The 17,105-nt window shown below is 57.8% G+C and carries 19 protein-coding genes; 11 read left to right on the top strand and 8 right to left on the bottom strand.

The genetic code is table 11. From position 1 onward, the window contains the following. The first annotated feature begins 56 nt into the window (after positions 1-56). On the top strand, positions 57-614 hold the full coding sequence (hslV, locus tag V1471_RS14695; protein ID WP_096806158.1) for an ATP-dependent protease subunit HslV: 558 nt from the start codon (positions 57-59) through the stop codon (positions 612-614). Then, positions 611-1,912, top strand: coding sequence for an ATP-dependent protease ATPase subunit HslU (gene hslU / locus V1471_RS14690; protein WP_434289762.1), 1,302 nt, complete (start codon positions 611-613; stop codon positions 1,910-1,912). The genes hslV and hslU overlap by 4 nt, the downstream gene beginning before the upstream one ends. Positions 1,913-1,930: 18 nt before the next feature. Here hslU and V1471_RS14685 read toward each other — a convergent pair whose 3' ends face one another. From V1471_RS14685 to V1471_RS14675, 3 genes are read right to left on the bottom strand one after another with little or no spacing between them, the layout of a single operon-like run. Continuing rightward, positions 1,931-2,530 carry a Smr/MutS family protein gene (locus V1471_RS14685; RefSeq protein WP_434289761.1) on the bottom strand — a complete coding sequence of 200 codons (600 nt, stop codon included), beginning with the start codon at positions 2,528-2,530 and terminating at the stop codon, positions 1,931-1,933. After that, complete coding sequence (gene mltA / locus V1471_RS14680; RefSeq protein ID WP_434289760.1) at positions 2,527-3,567, bottom strand: murein transglycosylase A; 1,041 nt, start codon at positions 3,565-3,567, stop codon at positions 2,527-2,529. Before mltA ends, V1471_RS14685 begins: the two co-directional genes overlap by 4 nt. Beyond that, entirely contained in the window at positions 3,567-4,232 is a 666-nt protein-coding gene (locus tag V1471_RS14675; RefSeq protein ID WP_434289759.1) for a Tim44/TimA family putative adaptor protein, read from the bottom strand. Before V1471_RS14675 ends, mltA begins: the two co-directional genes overlap by 1 nt. A gap of 107 nt (positions 4,233-4,339) precedes the next feature. On the opposite strand from V1471_RS14675, the gene V1471_RS14670 reads away from it, so the two are divergent. Both V1471_RS14670 and secB read left to right on the top strand, forming a co-directional pair. Next, positions 4,340-4,840 (top strand): FxsA family protein, encoded by a 501-nt coding sequence (locus V1471_RS14670; RefSeq protein ID WP_434289758.1) that lies wholly within the window; start codon positions 4,340-4,342, stop codon positions 4,838-4,840. Between the two features lie 57 nt (positions 4,841-4,897). Continuing rightward, a complete protein-coding gene (gene secB, locus V1471_RS14665) occupies positions 4,898-5,407 on the top strand; it encodes a protein-export chaperone SecB (protein WP_434289757.1) in 510 nt (169 codons plus the stop codon). A 6-nt stretch (positions 5,408-5,413) separates the two neighbouring features. Here the strand turns inward: secB and dnaQ are convergent, their stop codons facing one another. The 4 genes from dnaQ to V1471_RS14645 are packed head-to-tail and all read right to left on the bottom strand — an operon-like array spanning position 5,414 to position 8,175. Continuing rightward, positions 5,414-6,154, bottom strand: coding sequence for a DNA polymerase III subunit epsilon (dnaQ, locus tag V1471_RS14660; RefSeq protein WP_434289756.1), 741 nt, complete (start codon positions 6,152-6,154; stop codon positions 5,414-5,416). Continuing rightward, complete coding sequence (gene coaE, locus V1471_RS14655; RefSeq protein ID WP_434289755.1) at positions 6,147-6,746, bottom strand: dephospho-CoA kinase; 600 nt, start codon at positions 6,744-6,746, stop codon at positions 6,147-6,149. The genes dnaQ and coaE overlap by 8 nt, the downstream gene beginning before the upstream one ends. Further along, positions 6,743-7,573, bottom strand: a complete 831-nt coding sequence (locus tag V1471_RS14650) for a shikimate dehydrogenase (RefSeq protein WP_434289754.1) — start codon at positions 7,571-7,573, stop codon at positions 6,743-6,745. The genes coaE and V1471_RS14650 overlap by 4 nt, the downstream gene beginning before the upstream one ends. After that, positions 7,570-8,175: a Maf family protein gene (locus tag V1471_RS14645; protein WP_434289753.1), complete on the bottom strand. Its 606-nt coding sequence runs from the start codon at positions 8,173-8,175 to the stop codon at positions 7,570-7,572. Before V1471_RS14645 ends, V1471_RS14650 begins: the two co-directional genes overlap by 4 nt. 395 nt (positions 8,176-8,570) lie before the next feature. Between V1471_RS14645 and hemJ the strand changes: the two genes are divergently transcribed. The 7 genes from hemJ to V1471_RS14610 all read left to right on the top strand — a co-directional run bounded on the left by hemJ (position 8,571) and on the right by V1471_RS14610 (position 15,950). After that, positions 8,571-9,023 (top strand): protoporphyrinogen oxidase HemJ, encoded by a 453-nt coding sequence (gene hemJ / locus V1471_RS14640; protein ID WP_434289752.1) that lies wholly within the window; start codon positions 8,571-8,573, stop codon positions 9,021-9,023. A 125-nt stretch (positions 9,024-9,148) separates the two neighbouring features. Beyond that, entirely contained in the window at positions 9,149-10,420 is a 1,272-nt protein-coding gene (gene rho, locus V1471_RS14635; RefSeq protein WP_066703479.1) for a transcription termination factor Rho, read from the top strand. Positions 10,421-10,447: 27 nt separating this feature from the next. Then, entirely contained in the window at positions 10,448-11,743 is a 1,296-nt protein-coding gene (gene mnmE, locus V1471_RS14630; protein WP_434289751.1) for a tRNA uridine-5-carboxymethylaminomethyl(34) synthesis GTPase MnmE, read from the top strand. A 16-nt stretch (positions 11,744-11,759) separates the two neighbouring features. After that, a complete protein-coding gene (gene mnmG / locus V1471_RS14625) occupies positions 11,760-13,628 on the top strand; it encodes a tRNA uridine-5-carboxymethylaminomethyl(34) synthesis enzyme MnmG (protein ID WP_434289750.1) in 1,869 nt (622 codons plus the stop codon). Beyond that, on the top strand, positions 13,628-14,245 hold the full coding sequence (gene rsmG / locus V1471_RS14620; RefSeq protein ID WP_434289749.1) for a 16S rRNA (guanine(527)-N(7))-methyltransferase RsmG: 618 nt from the start codon (positions 13,628-13,630) through the stop codon (positions 14,243-14,245). The genes mnmG and rsmG overlap by 1 nt, the downstream gene beginning before the upstream one ends. Further along, positions 14,238-15,038 (top strand): ParA family protein, encoded by an 801-nt coding sequence (locus V1471_RS14615; RefSeq protein ID WP_434289748.1) that lies wholly within the window; start codon positions 14,238-14,240, stop codon positions 15,036-15,038. The genes rsmG and V1471_RS14615 overlap by 8 nt, the downstream gene beginning before the upstream one ends. Before the next feature lie 3 nt (positions 15,039-15,041). Beyond that, on the top strand, positions 15,042-15,950 hold the full coding sequence (locus V1471_RS14610; protein ID WP_434289747.1) for a ParB/RepB/Spo0J family partition protein: 909 nt from the start codon (positions 15,042-15,044) through the stop codon (positions 15,948-15,950). Here V1471_RS14610 and hemW read toward each other — a convergent pair. Then, a complete protein-coding gene (hemW, locus tag V1471_RS14605) occupies positions 15,947-17,104 on the bottom strand; it encodes a radical SAM family heme chaperone HemW (RefSeq protein WP_434289746.1) in 1,158 nt (385 codons plus the stop codon). The genes V1471_RS14610 and hemW overlap by 4 nt on opposite strands. Between the last annotated feature and the right edge of the window lies 1 nt (position 17,105).

Genomic DNA, 17,105 nt, shown 5'->3' with positions numbered 1-17,105 from the left:
GGTTGCACCACGCGGATCACGGTCACATATAGAGGGCCAAGCGAAAGGAACTCCGAATGTCGAAAGAAGAATTTCCCGGTTGGCACGGCACGACGATCATCGGCGTGCGGCGCGGTGGCGAGGTGGTTGTGGCCGGTGACGGGCAGGTGAGCCTTGGTCAGACCGTGATCAAAGGCACGGCGCGCAAGGTACGGCGGTTGAAACCCGGCGGGCATGACGTGGTTTGCGGCTTTGCCGGATCGACAGCGGATGCGTTTACGCTTTTGGAGCGTCTGGAAAGCAAACTTGAGGCAACCCCCGGCCAGTTGGCCCGCGCCTGCGTCGAGCTGGCCAAGGATTGGCGCACCGACAAATACCTTTCGAAACTCGAAGCCATGCTGATCGTCACCGATGGTGAGACGCTTTTGGTCGTGACCGGGGCGGGCGATGTGCTTGAGCCCGAACATGACATCGCAGCGATCGGATCGGGCGGCAACTTTGCCCTTGCCGCCGCACGCGGGCTCATGGAAACCGAGCATGACGCCGAAACCATCGCGCGCAAGGCGATGAAAATCGCCTCCGACATCTGCGTCTATACCAATGGCAACCTGACCGTTGAGAAGATTACCAAATGACTGACCTGACCCCCCGTGAAATCGTGTCCGAACTGGACCGCTACATCATCGGCCAGAACGACGCCAAGCGCGCCGTCGCCGTGGCGCTGCGCAACCGGTGGCGGCGTAAACAGCTTTCCGATGATCTGCGTGAAGAGGTTTATCCCAAGAATATCCTGATGATCGGCCCGACCGGCGTCGGCAAGACGGAGATTTCCCGTCGTCTGGCGAAGCTCGCCAGAGCGCCCTTCGTCAAGGTCGAGGCCACGAAATTCACCGAGGTCGGTTATGTCGGGCGCGATGTGGAGCAGATCGTGCGCGATCTGGTCGATGCCGCAATTTCCCAGACCCGCGACCAGATGCGCGAAGACGTCAAGGCCAAGGCGCAAGGCGCCGCCGAAGATCGGGTGATCGAAGCCATCGCGGGCAAGGACGCCCGCGAGCAGACCCGCGACATGTTCCGCAAGAAACTGCGCTCTGGCGAGTTGGATGATACGGTCATCGAGCTTGAGCTTCAGGACGCCGGCACGCCGATGGGCATGTTCGAAGTGCCCGGCCAGCCACAGATGGGCGGTATGATGAACCTCGGCGATCTGCTCAAAGGCTTCGGTGGCCGCACCGTCAAAAAACGCCTGACCGTGGCCGAAAGCTATGACGTTCTGATCGGTGAAGAGGCCGACAAGCTGCTCGATGACGAGACCGTCACGCGCGTGGCGCTTGAGGCCGTTCAGCAAAACGGCATCGTCTTTATCGACGAAATCGACAAGGTCTGTGCCCGATCCGATGCCCGCGGTGGCGACGTGTCCCGCGAGGGTGTGCAACGCGATCTTCTGCCGCTGATCGAGGGCACCACCGTGTCCACGAAACATGGGCCCGTGAAAACCGACCATATCCTGTTCATCGCCTCGGGTGCCTTCCACATCGCCAAGCCTTCGGATTTGTTGCCGGAATTGCAGGGGCGTCTGCCGATCCGCGTCGAACTTCGCGCGTTGGAGGAGGGCGATTTCGTCCGCATCCTGACCGAAACCGACAACGCTCTGACGCTGCAATACAAGGCATTGATGGAGACTGAAGAGGTCGACGTCAGCTTCACCGAGGACGGCATTGCCGCCATCGCGAAACTTGCCGCCGATGTGAACACGACGGTGGAAAACATCGGCGCGCGGCGGCTTTACACGATCATGGAACGGGTGTTCGAGGAGCTGTCTTTCATGGCCCCCGACAAGCCCGGCGAAAAGGTCACCGTCGATGCCACCTATGTCCATGCTCATGTGGACGAGTTGGCGAAGGTCGCGGATGTGAGCCGTTACATGCTCTGAGGTTTCACGTGAAACCCATCATTTCGGGCGGCGCAGGTAGACGTAATAGGCCCCTGTGCCGCCGTGTTTCAGATGCGCCTCAGACACCTGCAACACCGCCTCGCGCAGGGGCGAGCTGTGCAGCCAATGCGGCACCTGATGTTTCAATACACCTCTGCGCACCGGGATCGGCCCATCCTCGTCGCGCGGCTTGCCCTTGCCGGTGATCACCAGCACCAGCCGTCGCTCCATCGCCCAGGAATTCAGGATGAACCGCATGAGCGCCGGGTGCGCCTGCGCCAGTGTCATGCCGTGCAGGTCGATGCGGGCCTCGGGCAGCACTTTGCCCTTGCGCATCTTGCCGAATGTCTTGCGATCCATGCGCAGCGGCGCTTGCGACAGATGTTCCGAAATCGTGGGCGCAAGGTCGTGCCCCAGCGCAGTTTTGCCCGCGTGCCTGCCGATCTCGATCTCAAACGCCTCGATCTCGCGCGGGGCTTTCGGCGCGGGGGTCTTTGCCGGTTCCGGCCGGGGCAGGGGATCGGGCATCCGCTCCACATGCATCGGTATCGCGGTCTTGCGCACCGCGTTCCAGAGCGTCTTGTCCTCTTCCGTCAGCGATTTCTTGCGACGGCTCACCCTTCCACCCTCTCTTCGAGCGCATAGGCAAGCTGGATCGGCATCAAAACGATCATCCGTCCGGGATCGCGAATTTTTCCGGCCTCTTCGCCCGCCAGATCGCCTGTGCCAAAGAAAATATCGGCGCGCTGCGCGCCTTTGATCGCCGATCCGGTGTCCTGCGCGATCATCAGACGATGAAGCGGGGTTTCCCCCTCTTTCTCAACCCACACCGGCGCGCCCAGAGTGACGAATTTCGGATCGACCGCTATGGAGCGCATCGTGGTGATAGATCGGTTCATCGCACCGATCGGCCCCTTGTCTGCCGAAAGGCGTGGCAGCTCGCGAAAAAACACATAGGACGGGTTGAAATTCAAAAGCTCCGAGCCTTCGACCGGATTGCGCCGCACCCAATTCTGGATCACCCTGGCGGAGACCTGATGCGCATCGTAGACACCGCGCCGGATCAATTCCTGCCCGATGGAGCGATAATCCCGCCCGTTATGTCCGGCATAGCCGATGCGGATCGTCGACCCGTTGTCGAGACGGATACGCCCCGATCCCTGTACCTGAAGGAAAAACAGCTCCACCGGATCGTCGACCCAGGCGATCTCGAGACCCCGCCCGACAAGCGCCCCCTCCGTGATGTCCTGTCGCGTCAGATAGGGCGCGCCGGAAACGACATCCGGAGGCAGGCGATAGACCGGGTAGCGGTAGCGCCCCGTCTGATACCGCGAACCGCGCAGTTCGGGTTCGAAATAACCGGTAAAAAGCGGCTCTTGCCCGTCCTCGATCAGGACCGGACGAAAGAACAATTCGAAAAACGTCCGCGCGTCGGGCACACGAGCGGCAAGCTCGCAAAGCTGCGGCCACTCGGGATCGTCGATCAAATCACAGGTGTTGCGAAAAACCGTAAGAGCCGCAGCGTGATCGTCGGCATCCCATTGGGACAGGTCATCAAAGGAGAGAACGCGCGCCATGAGCCCCTCCGCAAGGGACGCTGGCGCGCTCAGGGCGAGCCCTGCCGCAAAGGCGGCCTTGGCCACCTTCGCCCACATCAGGCACCAGTGGCCACAAGCTGCCAGTTCGGATCGGCGCTGCCCAGATGGCGCGCAAAAGTCCAGATGTCCTTCTGGCGTTTGACCGCCTGCGGATCGCCCTCGACCACCTCGCCCTCGGCATTGCGCACCACGGAGGTGGTTTCACCCACGAAGCGGATCTTGATCTCCGCCTCATCCGTCGCCCGGTCGAGATCGGCGTCGATGATCTGAATCTCGCGCAGGCCGATAAACTGACTGTCGATGGTCAGCCCCTTGGCCTGACGGTCCGCCACGACGGAGGCAAAGGCCTCGTATACATCCTCGGAAAGAAAGGCTTTGATACTGTCGAGATCGTCATGCTCGAACGCCATCAGGATCATCTCATAGGCACCACGCGCGCCCGAGAGGAATTCCGCCACGTTGAACGACGGTTCTACCCGCTTGATCGCCGCCAGATTGTCCGCCGCCCGCGTCCCCGCCTCGACATTGTCGACAATGTCATGGTCCACGCCACCGTCGATCACCTCGAAATTGCGTTTGACGCGTGTGGTCTCTTCGGCGCCCGGATATTCGGCACGGGGCTTTTCAAATCCTTCCCGCGTGCCGAGAACGCTGCGCAGGCGCAGGATCAGGAAAATGGCAATGCCCGCGAGGACAAGAATGGAAAGAAGGGAATTCCCCATCGGCGTTCGATCTCCGTTCAAACGTGGAAATAACTGTGTTCCGATCTTATGTAGGTGACGCACCCCGCCAAGTCTACCTGTGGGGAAGAGATAAGAGAGGACTTTCCATGTGGCTTTTCGCGCTTTTTGTCGCTGTTCCGATCATTGAGATCGCCCTGTTCATTCAGGTCGGCGGTCTGATCGGGCTTTGGCCCACGCTTTTGATCGTTGTGGTGACGGCCGTTTTGGGCACCGCTTTGGTGCGGCAACAGGGCGCTTTGGCCATGTCACAACTGCGTCAGTCCTTTGCCGAGCTGAACGATCCGGCGGAACCGCTCGCCAATGGCGCGATGATCCTCCTCTCGGGCGCGCTTCTTCTGACCCCCGGCTTTTTCACCGATACCATGGGTTTCCTGCTGCTCATTCCGGCATTTCGCACCTTTGTCCTCAAGGAGCTGCGCAAACGTGTGAAGGTTCAGAGTTTTGTCATGGGACAACAGGCGGGGTTTTCGCAAAACACCACCTATCGCCAAAACCCACAGGAACCGGGTGTGATCGACGGCGAGTGGGAGGAGTTGGATGGTGACAAACCGAAAAATCAGGGCCCCTCGGGCTGGACTCGCCATTGAGGCAGTGCCGTCGACCTGATACAAATCCGCGAATTTCATTTTTTGAGGACAGAGAAGATGGCCGAAAACGGCACCACCGCTCCGCAACCCGAGACCGCCGCTCAGCCAGCGCCCGTCAAAATGCAAATCCTGGGTCAGTTCATCCGCGACATGTCGTTCGAGAACATTCTGGCCCAGAAAGGTCTGAAAATCGAAGGTCGCCCGGCGATCTCCGTTCAGGTCGCGCTCGATGCGAAAAAACGCGATGAAGCGAACCAGTTCGAGGTTGCCACCAAAGTGAAGGTCGAATCCAAGACCGAAAGTGGCGATCAGACGCTCTTCATCCTCGAACTGGACTATGCCGGGATTTTCCTCATCGAAAACGTGCCGGACGAACAGATGCACCCGTTCCTGATGATCGAATGCCCGCGCATGCTCTTCCCGTTCCTGCGCCGCGTGACCCATGACATCACCCGCGACGGTGGCTTCCCGCCGCTGAACCTCGACAATATCGATTTCGTTCAGCTCTACCGTCAGGACATGCAACGCCGCGCCGCAGCCCAACAGGCCGCCGCACCGGTCAACTGAGTTTCCTCAGTCGAATTTCTTCCAAAGCGCGCCGTCGCCCAACTGCTCGACAAAGGCAGCATGGGCGGCGGCTTCTTCATCTGTGATACGTGGAGGCAGGGGCGCCGGACGCCGGGTCGGTCGCCACGCTTCCTGCGGCCCGGTGGTCGCGCTGGCGGATTTCTTGCCCACTGGCGCCAGCACCAGATCGGGCTGACGCCCCCCGATCAGCTCAAGATAGACTTCCGCCAGAATTTCCGAGTCGAGCAACGCCCCGTGCAGCGTCCGCGACGAGTTGTCGATCCCGAACCGACGGCACAAAGCATCGAGCGTGGCCGGCGCGCCCGGAAATTTCTTGCGCGCCATGGGCAGCGTGTCGATCGCGCGCTCATAGGCGATTTCGGGAAGACCGATCCATTTCAGCTCGGCATTCAGGAATTTCATATCGAAGGCGGCGTTGTGGATGATCAGCCTCGAATCCGTCCCAATGAAATCGAGAAACGCGCGCGCCACTTCGCGAAAGAACGGCTTGTCCTTGAGGATCACTTCCCCGTCTTTCGGAGGCCTCGGATTGCGCAGCAAATCCGGCCCGATCCCGTGCACCCCAAAGGCCTCGTCCGGCATGTCGCGATCCGGGTGAATATATTGGTGATAGGTCCGCCCCGACGGCATGTGGTTCTCAAGCTCAATGGCCCCGATTTCCACAAGACGATCCCCGCTGAACGGGTCGAACCCGGTTGTTTCGGTATCGAGTACGATCTCACGCATGGGATAAACGGCTCCTGATTTGCGAGAGCACATCCTGCACCTGCGCGCGGGCGGCTTCAAGGCTTGCAGTCTCGATCACGAAATCCGCGCGGGCACGTTTTTCCGCGTCGGGCAGTTGTTTCGCAAGGATGGTTTTAAAATGCGCCTCCGTCATGCCGGGGCGGGCGAGGACGCGTTCGGCCTGTGTTTTCGCATCGACGGAGACGACAATCACGGCATCCATGGTCTTGTCCGCCCCGGTTTCAAAGAGAAGCGGAATGTCGATCAAAACGATTGGCGCGTCAGACCCGGCGATAAACGCCTCCCGATCTGCGGCAACAAGCGGATGAACCTTGCTTTCAATGGTTTTCAGAGCTGTGGGATCATTGGCGATGATTTCTTTCAAACGCTCTTTCGAGACCGCGCCTTCGACAATCGCCTCTGGAAAAACCTCTGACAGGGCAGGGACCGCCTTACCGCCCTCGCCATAAAGCCGCGCGACGGCTGCATCCGCATCCCAAACTGGCACACCCAGCTCGACAAACATTTTTGCCGTGGTGCTTTTGCCCATGCCGATCGAGCCGGTCAGGCCAATGAGAAAAGGCTTCGTCATGAGGCAAGGATGAAATTACGCGTGTCTTCATCCACTTCCGGGCGTTGCCCGAACCAGCGCTCGAACCCCGGCGCAGCCTGATAGAGCAACATGCCAAGCCCGTCGACCGTTTGACAGCCTCTCTCTGCCGCCTTTTCGAGAAAAGCCGTCCGCAAAGGCGTGTAAACGATGTCGGTCACGACCGCATCGGAGCTCAGAAGATCGAGCGGCACCTTGAGTTCAGGCTGACCCTGCATCCCGAGAGAGGTGGTGTTCACAACCGTCTTGGCCCCTTCCATCATATCCCCCGCGTTCACCCATTCGACCACGGAAATCTTTGCCCCGAATTCATGCCGCAAGGCTTCGGAACGGGTCCGCGTGCGGTTCGACAGTCGAATTTCCGGCACACCGACCTCAAGAAGCGAGGCAATCACCGCCCGCGCCGCTCCACCAGCACCCAGCACCACCGCTGGCCCCGCCTTCGGGTCCCAATCCGCATTCATCCGCAGGTTTTCTACGAAACCATAGCCATCGGTGTTGTCGGCATGCAGCTTGCCATCGGCGCGAAAGATCAAGGTATTCGCGGCCCCGATCAACGCCGCCCGATCCGTGACGATATCTGCAATCGCCAGAACATGTTCTTTATGCGGAATGGTCACATTCGCGCCCACGAACCCCATTTTCGGCATGGCGCGCAGCACCTCTTCGAGATCCGCCTGTTCCACATGCAGATGCACGTAATGCCCTGCGATCCCGTAGCGTTTAAGCCAATAACCATGCAGCGCCGGAGATTTGCTATGCGCCACCGGTGCACCGATCACGCCTGCCAAAGGAATATGTCCACTCATGATGCAATCACCCTTCTTTCCGACAGGTATGCCAGAAGCGGCAACAGGGGCAAACCCAAGACCGTGAAGTAATCGCCGTCGATCTTAGAAAACAGCCGCACACCTTCTGCTTCAAGCATATAGGAGCCGACACAATGGCGGATCTGATCCCAGTTCCGCTCCAGATAGGCGTCGAGATAAGCGTCGGAAAAATTTTTCATCTCAAGCCGGACTTCACCGACATGCCGCCATTTCGGTTCGCCATTCTCATAGATCACCGCAGCCGACAAAAGCTTGTGCCGCTCGCCCCGCATTGCCTGCAACTGCGCGCGTGCCTCCTCCTTGTCGCGTGCTTTCGACAGGATCTGCCCCTTGAACGACAGGGTCTGATCGCATCCGATCACCATCGCCTCCGGGTGCTTCATCGACACTTTGCGCGCTTTCCCCTCGGCCAGTGCATCCGCGATGTCCCGCGGCGTGGCGCCCTCGGCCATCAGCGCGTCCTTTACCGTTTCTTCATCAATTCGCCCGACAATGACCTCAAAGGCCACACCCGCATTGCGCAGGAGCGTTTGGCGAATTTCGGACCCTGAGGCGAGGATGAGTTGTCCCGGGATGTTCATAATTCTGTTGAAAACTCCTGTGTCACTTTGGTGATCGTTCTGCCGAAAACTCAGCGCCTCATTTTCGCGGGGATAACTGCGCCGTCCAACCCCAAATTCTGCGCGTCTTATCATCGTGGGTAAGACAAATCGTCCCCCTTGGAATAACCTCGTTGCCCCCGGCAAGCGAGCGTTTATTCCACGGAACCTCCCAGTTGGGATAATGACAAGTCTCTGAAAAAAAATGATTTATAAAATTCTATCCGCAAATGTGGATAAGAAAACGAAAGGTTTTGAACCTCTGGACCACACTGGGGATAAGACAATAATCCAGACTATCCACAGGCCCTACTAAATCATCATCTTTCTTTTTTCTTTTAATATTTTATTTAGAAGGAAACTTCGAAAGGACGGTCATGGGCGATTTTCTGGCAAGCGTTTACCCCTGGACGAAATCGCTTCATGTGATCTCAATCATCGCCTGGATGGCCGGGATTTTTTACCTGCCACGTCTTTACGTCCGTCACACCGAAAGCGTGGAGCAGGGCACGGAGACCGATCTTCTGTTTCAGGACATGGAGCTAAAGCTTCTGAAGATGATCATGAACCCGGCGATGATTTCGAGCTGGTTCTTCGGTCTTTGCCTCGTCATGACACCCGGCATCATCGTCTGGTCCGATGGTTGGCCTTGGGTGAAAGCGATTTGCATTCTTGCGATGACATGGTTTCACATGTGGCTTGCTGTGCGTCGCAAAGACTTTGTGGCCGGGACCAACACCCGCACAGGCCGCCATTACCGCATGATGAACGAGTTTCCGACGCTCCTGATGATCGTCATCGTCATCATGATCATTGCGAAGCCATTCTGAGAAAGATTGACTCGCATCCCCTTTGCTCTTAACTAGGCGCAAATCCCGGCCGTCCGGCCAAGGGGATTCTCCTGTGACATTTGAGAGAAAAGACCGACGCTCCGCGCGGGTCGCGATGGATTTCCATGACTGAAGAAAAACTCAATCTGGCCGATCTGAAAGCCAAGAGCCCCAAGACCCTTCTGGCGATGGCCGAAGAGCTTGAGATCGAGAACGCCTCCACGATGCGCAAAGGCGAGATCATGTTCCAGATCCTGCGCGAGCGCGCGGATGAGGGCTGGGAGATCTCCGGTGACGGCGTGCTCGAAGTGCTGCAAGACGGGTTCGGTTTCCTGCGCTCTCCCGAGGCCAACTATCTGCCGGGTCCCGATGACATTTACGTCTCCCCGGAGGTGATCCGCCAATACGGTCTGCGTACCGGCGACACGGTCGATGGCGTGATGCAGGCGCCGAACGAGACCGAGCGCTATTTCGCGATCACCAAGGTGACGCTGATCAACTTCGAAGAGCCCGAAAAGGCCCGTCACAAGATCGCCTTCGACAACCTGACGCCGCTTTACCCCGATGAACGTCTGAAAATGGAGATCGAGGATCCGACGATCAAGGATCGCTCCGCGCGGATCATCGACCTCGTTGCACCCATCGGCAAAGGCCAGCGTGCGCTGATCGTCGCCCCGCCGCGCACCGGTAAGACCGTTTTGCTGCAAAACATCGCCCATTCGATCGAGACCAACCACCCTGAGTGCTATCTCATTGTGCTTCTGATCGATGAACGTCCCGAAGAGGTGACGGACATGCAGCGCTCGGTGAAGGGTGAGGTTGTGTCCTCCACCTTCGACGAACCGGCCACCCGTCACGTCGCCGTCTCCGAAATGGTGATCGAGAAAGCCAAGCGCCTCGTTGAGCACAAGCGTGACGTCGTCATCTTGCTCGACTCGATCACCCGTCTGGGCCGCGCCTTCAACACCGTTGTGCCGTCGTCCGGCAAGGTTCTGACCGGTGGTGTCGACGCCAACGCGCTCCAGCGCCCGAAACGCTTCTTCGGTGCCGCGCGGAATATCGAAGAGGGTGGGTCTCTGACCATCATCGCCACCGCGCTGATCGACACCGGGTCTCGGATGGACGAGGTCATCTTCGAAGAATTCAAAGGTACGGGCAACTCCGAGATCGTTCTGGATCGTAAAGTCGCTGACAAGCGCGTCTTCCCGGCCATGGACATCCTCAAATCCGGCACCCGGAAAGAGGATCTTCTCGTGGATGCGAAAGATCTCCAGAAAACCTATGTCCTGCGTCGCATCCTGAACCCGATGGGAACCACGGATGCCATCGAGTTCTTGATTTCCAAGCTGAAACAGACCAAAACCAATGGCGAGTTCTTCGACTCGATGAACGCTTAAATAAAAGGATATCAATAGGTTACGCCTATGGATACGATTTACGCCCTGGCAACCGCCCGCGGCAAAGCGGGTGTCGCAGTGGTCCGGATTTCCGGGCCGCTTGCGTTTTTAGCTGTCGAGATGCTGGCCGGTGACGTGCCTGTGCCGCGTCGGACCGCGCTGCGTCAGCTCAGGGATCGCGACGGCATGGTGCTGGACGAAGCTTTGGTGATCTGCTTCGAGGAAGGCGCGTCCTTCACCGGCGAGCAAAGCGCGGAATTGCAGCTTCACGGCTCTGTCGCCATCGTCAATGCGGTGCTGAAATGCCTGTCGGAGATCGATGGCTTGCGTCTTGCTGAGGCCGGAGAATTCACCCGCCGCGCACTTGAAAACGAACGTCTCGATCTGGCGCAGGTCGAAGGTCTCGCCGATCTGATCGAAGCCGAAACGGAGGCGCAGCGCCGTCAGGCTTTGAAGGTCTTCTCTGGCGCATTGGGTGAGAAAACCGAACGCTGGCGTCGCGCGCTTTTGCGCTCTGCCGCTCTCCTGGAGGCGACGATTGATTTCGCCGACGAAGAGGTTCCGACGGATGTCTCCCCCGAAGTTCTGGTTCTCATCGCCGAAGTGATGATCGAACTTGAGGCCGAGGTTGAAGGCGCCAAAATGGCGGAACGTATCCGTGACGGGTTTGAGGTTGCCATTGTCGGTCCGCCCAATGCGGGCAAGTCGACCTTGCTCAACATGCTTGCGGGGCGCGAAGCGGCGATCACCTCCGAGGTCGCGGGCACGACGCGCGATGTGATCGAGGTTCGGATGGAACTCAAAGGCCTGCCGGTCACGTTGCTCGACACCGCCGGTCTGCGCGAAACCGAAGATGTCGTCGAAGCCATTGGAATCGAACGGGCACGCGAACGGGCGAAACATGCCGACCTTCGCGTCATCCTGATCCCGTCCACCGATGCCAAACCGGAAATTGAACCGGTAGAGGGCGATCTCGTGGTGATCGGCAAAGACGATGCCGGGGAGTTTACCGGGCAGGGGCTTTCCATTTCCGGGAAAACCGGGCAGGGCGTCGATGTTATGGTGGCCGGAATTGCCGAAACCCTGAGCGCGCGCGCGAGCTCTGCATCTTCCGCAATCCGGGAACGTCACCGTGTGGCGATGAAAGCTGCGCTGACCTCTATGGAATCGGCGCGAAATGAGGTATTGAACGGACCTGACCGGACCGAGCTTGCCGCCGAAGAGCTGCGGCGCGCGATCTATGCGTTGGATTGTTTGGTCGGCCGTATTGATGTGGAAGCTGTGCTTGGAGAAATTTTCTCCAGTTTCTGCATCGGGAAATGAGCAAGGAGTGTTTCACGTGAAACATACCGACTTCGATGTCGTCGTCGTGGGTGGCGGCCATGCAGGATGTGATGCGGCGGCTGCCGCGGCGCGGACAGGTGCGCGCACAGCCCTTGTGACGCTCAAGCGTGAAAACATCGGGGTGATGTCCTGTAACCCGGCCATCGGCGGGCTTGGTAAAGGCCATCTCGTGCGCGAAGTCGATGCGCTTGACGGTGTGATGGGCCGGATTGCCGACAAGGCCGGGATTCAATTCCGCCTTTTGAACCGGCGCAAAGGCCCTGCGGTCCAAGGTCCGCGTGCTCAGGCAGATCGCAAAATCTACCGTACCGAGATGCTCGCGGAACTCGAAACCACACCCAACCTGACCATCGTTGAATCGGAAGTCACCGATCTTCTGATGTCCGGCGAAACCGTTGTGGGCGTTGTTCTGGGTGACGGTTCGCAGATCAAATCCGGTGCTGTTGTCCTCACGACAGGTACTTTTTTAAACGGCTTGATTCATATCGGTGACGTCAAACACCCCGGTGGTCGGATCGGCGACAAGCCGTCTATCGCCCTTGCGGAACGTCTCTACGGTTTCGATCTTCCCATCGGGCGTCTGAAAACCGGCACGCCGCCGCGACTCAATGGCAAGACGATCAATTGGGAGATTCTCGAAGAACAGCCGGGCGATGACGATCCGGTGGTGTTTTCCTTCCTGAATCGCAAACCTTTCGCGCGTCAGGTGTCCTGCGGCATCACCCATACCAATGAGCGGACCCATGACATCATTCGCGAGAACCTTTCCCGGTCCGCGATGTATGGCGGCCATATCGAGGGGGTCGGGCCACGCTATTGTCCGTCGATCGAAGACAAGATCGTCCGATTTGCCGATAAAACTTCGCATCAGATCTTCCTCGAACCGGAAGGTTTGGAGGATGACACGGTTTATCCGAACGGCATTTCCTCTTCTCTGCCCGTCGATGTGCAGGAGGCTTATGTCCGTTCGATCCGCGGTCTGGAAGAGGTCGAAATCCTTCAGCCCGCTTATGCCATCGAATACGATTACGTCGATCCGCGCGCGCTGCGTCTGACGCTCGAACTGCGCGATGTGCCGGGGCTTTTCCTTGCCGGTCAGATCAATGGGACGACGGGCTATGAAGAGGCGGCGGCACAAGGTTTGGTAGCCGGTCTCAATGCGGCGCGTAAATCTATGGGGCAGGAGGGTGTCACCTTCACGCGCTCCGAGAGTTACATCGGGGTGATGATTGACGATCTCGTCACCCGTGGTGTCAGCGAACCCTACCGCATGTTCACCTCTCGCGCGGAGTTCCGCCTGTCTCTGCGCGCGGACAATGCCGATCAACGTCTCACCCCGCAGGGTATCGAGCTTGGTCTTGTCGGTGAGAACCGGAAGGCTGCGTTTTCTGACAAGATCGAGGCTCTGCAAAAAGGCCGCGAACAGCTTGAGCGCTCAAGCTATACGCCACGTGAACTGGGAGAGGCCGGCGTGTCCGTCAGTTCCGACGGTGCGCGGCGCAATGCTTACCAGGTCCTCGCATTTCCCGACGTGACCTTTGAGAACGTGATTGCACTGGACCCGACTTTTGCCGAGATTTCCCCGGAAATACAGGAACAGATTGCACGGGACGCGCTCTATGCCAATTACATTGAGCGGCAGAAACGCGATGTCGAAGCCTTGAAACGCGACGAACAGCAGAACATCCCGGATGATTTCGATTATGCGGCGCTCAGCGGTCTTTCGAACGAATTGCGCATGAAACTTACCAAGGTTCGGCCTCAAACCATCGCTCAGGCCGGGCGTGTCGAGGGGATGACACCCGCGGCCGTCACGCTCATTCTTGCACGTTTGCGCCAGACCCAGCGGCAGAAAGCCTCCTGATGAATACCCAGACTATAGCGGGGCTCGATGTTTCACGTGAAACATTGGAGCGTCTTGAAACCTATCTGGCGCTTTTGAAAAAATGGAACCCGGCAATCAATCTGGTCGCAAAATCGACGCTGGATCAGGCTTGGCAACGGCATTTTGTCGATTCGGCGCAGGTATTTTCCCTTGCGCCGAAACATATCCGCCATTGGGCCGATTTCGGCAGCGGCGGCGGCTTTCCCGGGTTGGTGTGTGCGACACTGGCCAAGGAGCTTTCACCAGAACTTCGTTTCACCCTTGTCGAATCGGATCAACGCAAGGCGACGTTTCTAAGAACAGTTGCCCGTGAGTTGAATCTTGAGGTTGAAGTGCTGTCGCAACGCATCGAACAGATCACGCCGCTTGGGGCCGATCTCATTTCTGCCCGCGCCTTGGCGAGTCTGCCGAAACTTCTGGAGTTTACCGAACGACATCTCGCGCCGGGGGGCCACGCTATTTTCATGAAAGGGATGTCTTTCCGCGAGGAGATCGCCGAATCCCTTGAAAGCTGGCGCTTCACCTACGAAGAATACCCGAGCGTCACGGATCGCGAATCCGTCATCCTTCTCATTGGAGATATTGAGCGTGTCTGATTTTTCCTCGTCCAGCAGCCCTAAAATCATTGCGATTGCGAACCAGAAGGGTGGGGTTGGGAAAACGACAACCTCGATCAACCTTGCCGCGGCGTTGGTCAAAAACGGTTGCCGGGTATTGGTCGTGGATCTCGATCCTCAGGGTAACGCGTCGACTGGATTGGGTATTGATCCGGAAAAACGCAACTACACAACCTATGACCTCGTTCTTGGTGACGTCGATCTTCATGACGTCATTCAGACCACCGATTTCGAAGGGCTGTGGATTTCCCCGGCGACGGTGGATCTCAGCTCCGCCGACATCGAGATGGTGTCCAATGAAAAGCGCAGCTACCTTTTGCACGATGCTTTGCGCCAGCCAGCGATTGACGATTTTCACTTCGATTTCATTCTGATCGACTGTCCGCCGTCGCTTAGCCTCCTGACGGTCAATGCCATGGTTGCCGCCGATTCCGTTCTGGTTCCGTTGCAGAGCGAATTCTTTGCGCTGGAAGGTCTGTCGCAGTTGATGCTGACGGTTCGCGAGGTTCGGCAAACCGCCAATTCCAAGCTGCGCATCGAAGGTGTTGTGTTGACCATGTATGACCAACGCAACAACTTGTCTCGGCAAGTGGAACAGGATGCGCGTGACAATCTCGGGGAATTGGTCTTTCAGACGGTGATTCCACGCAATGTTCGGATCAGTGAGGCGCCGTCTTTCGCGCTTCCGGTTCTGGATTACGATCCGACTTCGAAAGGCAGCCAAGCCTATCAGGCGCTCGCTCTCGAAGTTCTGGCAAAAAAAGGACGATAAAACATGTCGCAATCGGGCAAACCCAAAAACAGAGGTCTTGGTCGCGGGTTGTCCGCCTTGATGGCGGATGTCACGCAGGAAAATGTGTCCTCGGAAACCACATCCGAACCGCGTCGTGCCGATATGATGGTGCCGATCGAAAAAATCGCACCGAATCCGGATCAGCCGCGCCGAACCTTCGAGCAGTCAGCTTTGGAAGAATTGGCCGAGTCGATTCGCGAAAAAGGGGTGATTCAGCCTCTGATCGTACGTGAAAACCCGCGTAAGGCTGGCGAATACGAAATCGTTGCCGGTGAACGCCGCTGGCGCGCGTCTCAGCTCGCGCGTTTGCATGAGCTTCCGGTTTTGGTGCGCGACTATTCCGACACGGAAGTGTTGGAAGTCGCGATCATTGAAAACATTCAGCGCTCCGATCTCAACGCGATTGAGGAGGCCGCAGGCTACAAGCAGCTCATGGAGCGCTTCGGACACACTCAGGAAAAGCTTTCCGAAGCTTTGGGCAAAAGTCGGAGCCATATCGCGAATCTGATGCGTCTTTTGCAGCTTCCATCCGAGGTTCAGACCTATGTGATCGAGGGCCAGCTTTCTGCCGGACACGCGCGGGCATTGGTCACCGTTGACAACCCGTCCGAATTGGCGCGCGAAATCATTCACAAAGGGCTTTCCGTCCGCGAAACCGAAAAGCTTGTGAAGGGAGAAAAGACCCCAACCCAGCCCAAAGCACCGAAAATGCAGAACTTCGTCGAAAAAGACGCGGATACGCGCGCGCTTGAGGGCGATCTTTCTGCGGCCATCCGTATGAAAGTGACCATCGCGCATAAGGAGGGGACGGAGCAGGGCTCTGTGACGATTTCTTACGATAATTTGGACGAGCTGGACACGCTTTGCGCGATCCTTTCCCGGGGCGCTTAAGTCTCGGGGATCAAATCCCGAATGATTGCATTCAGCAGGGGCTTGCCTTTTTCCGACACGAAAAGGCGGCCTTTTTCCTTTTTCACAAAGCCATCTTCGATCAAGTAATTGTTTTCAATTGAAAATTCTTGACCCAAAAGGGTGGAGATCCGCTCAATCTCGACGCCTTCGGTAATTCTTAGTCCCATCATGAGGTACTCAACGGCCTGATCGTAACCGCTGAGCGCTTCGCGAGGATTTTCCCCATGGCCTTTTTGCTCGACCGAGGCGAGCCAGAGTTGCGGCGACAGCGGGGTATCTATGGCGTATTTTTGTCCGGCAAGCGTCAGCCGCGCATGCGCCCCGGGGCCGATCCCGGCATAATCGCCATAGCGCCAGTAAATCAGGTTATGACGGCTCTCAGAGCCCTTTTGGGCGTGATTAGACACTTCATATGCGGGTATTCCCGCCTTTTCACACTCTTCCTGAGTGATGAAATACATGTCTGCTGCGGCATCGTCCGACGGCAGGTTGCGAAGCTGCCCGCGATTGTAACGATCACCGAAGGCCGTGCCTTGTTCGATGGTCAGTTGGTAAAGCGACAAATGATCGACCGCCATGGACAGGGCTTCGCGCAATTCCTTGCGCCAGGCCTCCTGCGTCTGGCCCTGACGGGCGTAAATCAGGTCGAAACTCACGCGATCAAAGGTGTGTCGCGCAATATCAAACGCTTTCTGCGCTTCGGAAACCGAATGCAAACGCCCCAGCCGCTTCAGATCCTCGTCATGCAGAGATTGAATCCCCATCGACACGCGATTGACGCCCGCGTCGCGATAGCCCTGAAACCGTCCGGCTTCGACCGATGTCGGATTGGCTTCGAGTGTGATTTCCACATCGTTGGCAAGCGTCCAACAGTCTCGAACCTTGCTCAAAATGGCATTTACAAGCTCTGGGTCCATCAGGGATGGTGTCCCGCCGCCGAAAAACACGGTGTTCAGGACACGACCGGATGTTTCCCGTGAAACACGTTCGATTTCGGAGAGGTAGGCGCGTTCCCATGCCGCCTGATCGATTGTCGCCGCGACATGGGAATTGAAATCGCAATAGGGGCATTTCGACTGGCAAAACGGCCAATGAATGTAGAGGCCGAAGCCCCCGTTTTGCCAGTCTTCCACG

The sequence above is a fragment of the Celeribacter sp. SCSIO 80788 genome (genome assembly GCF_051054295.1).
Taxonomy (GTDB): domain Bacteria; phylum Pseudomonadota; class Alphaproteobacteria; order Rhodobacterales; family Rhodobacteraceae; genus Celeribacter.
The sequence above is the reverse complement of the archived record's forward strand: the minus strand, read 5'-3'. Positions and strand labels throughout refer to the sequence as shown.

Coding starts and splice junctions, on each gene's coding strand:
- V1471_RS14670 (WP_434289758.1), top strand. CDS start 4,340: ATGTGGCTTTTCGCGCTTTTTGTCGCTGTTCCGATCATTGAGATCGCC.
- mltA (WP_434289760.1), bottom strand. CDS start 3,567: ATGTGGGCGAAGGTGGCCAAGGCCGCCTTTGCGGCAGGGCTCGCCCTG.
- hslV (WP_096806158.1), top strand. CDS start 57: ATGTCGAAAGAAGAATTTCCCGGTTGGCACGGCACGACGATCATCGGC.
- V1471_RS14650 (WP_434289754.1), bottom strand. CDS start 7,573: ATGAGTGGACATATTCCTTTGGCAGGCGTGATCGGTGCACCGGTGGCG.
- mnmE (WP_434289751.1), top strand. CDS start 10,448: ATGGATACGATTTACGCCCTGGCAACCGCCCGCGGCAAAGCGGGTGTC.
- secB (WP_434289757.1), top strand. CDS start 4,898: ATGGCCGAAAACGGCACCACCGCTCCGCAACCCGAGACCGCCGCTCAG.
- rsmG (WP_434289749.1), top strand. CDS start 13,628: ATGAATACCCAGACTATAGCGGGGCTCGATGTTTCACGTGAAACATTG.
- coaE (WP_434289755.1), bottom strand. CDS start 6,746: ATGACGAAGCCTTTTCTCATTGGCCTGACCGGCTCGATCGGCATGGGC.
- dnaQ (WP_434289756.1), bottom strand. CDS start 6,154: ATGCGTGAGATCGTACTCGATACCGAAACAACCGGGTTCGACCCGTTC.
- hslU (WP_434289762.1), top strand. CDS start 611: ATGACTGACCTGACCCCCCGTGAAATCGTGTCCGAACTGGACCGCTAC.
- hemJ (WP_434289752.1), top strand. CDS start 8,571: ATGGGCGATTTTCTGGCAAGCGTTTACCCCTGGACGAAATCGCTTCAT.
- V1471_RS14610 (WP_434289747.1), top strand. CDS start 15,042: ATGTCGCAATCGGGCAAACCCAAAAACAGAGGTCTTGGTCGCGGGTTG.
- V1471_RS14675 (WP_434289759.1), bottom strand. CDS start 4,232: ATGGGGAATTCCCTTCTTTCCATTCTTGTCCTCGCGGGCATTGCCATT.
- rho (WP_066703479.1), top strand. CDS start 9,149: ATGACTGAAGAAAAACTCAATCTGGCCGATCTGAAAGCCAAGAGCCCC.
- V1471_RS14645 (WP_434289753.1), bottom strand. CDS start 8,175: ATGAACATCCCGGGACAACTCATCCTCGCCTCAGGGTCCGAAATTCGC.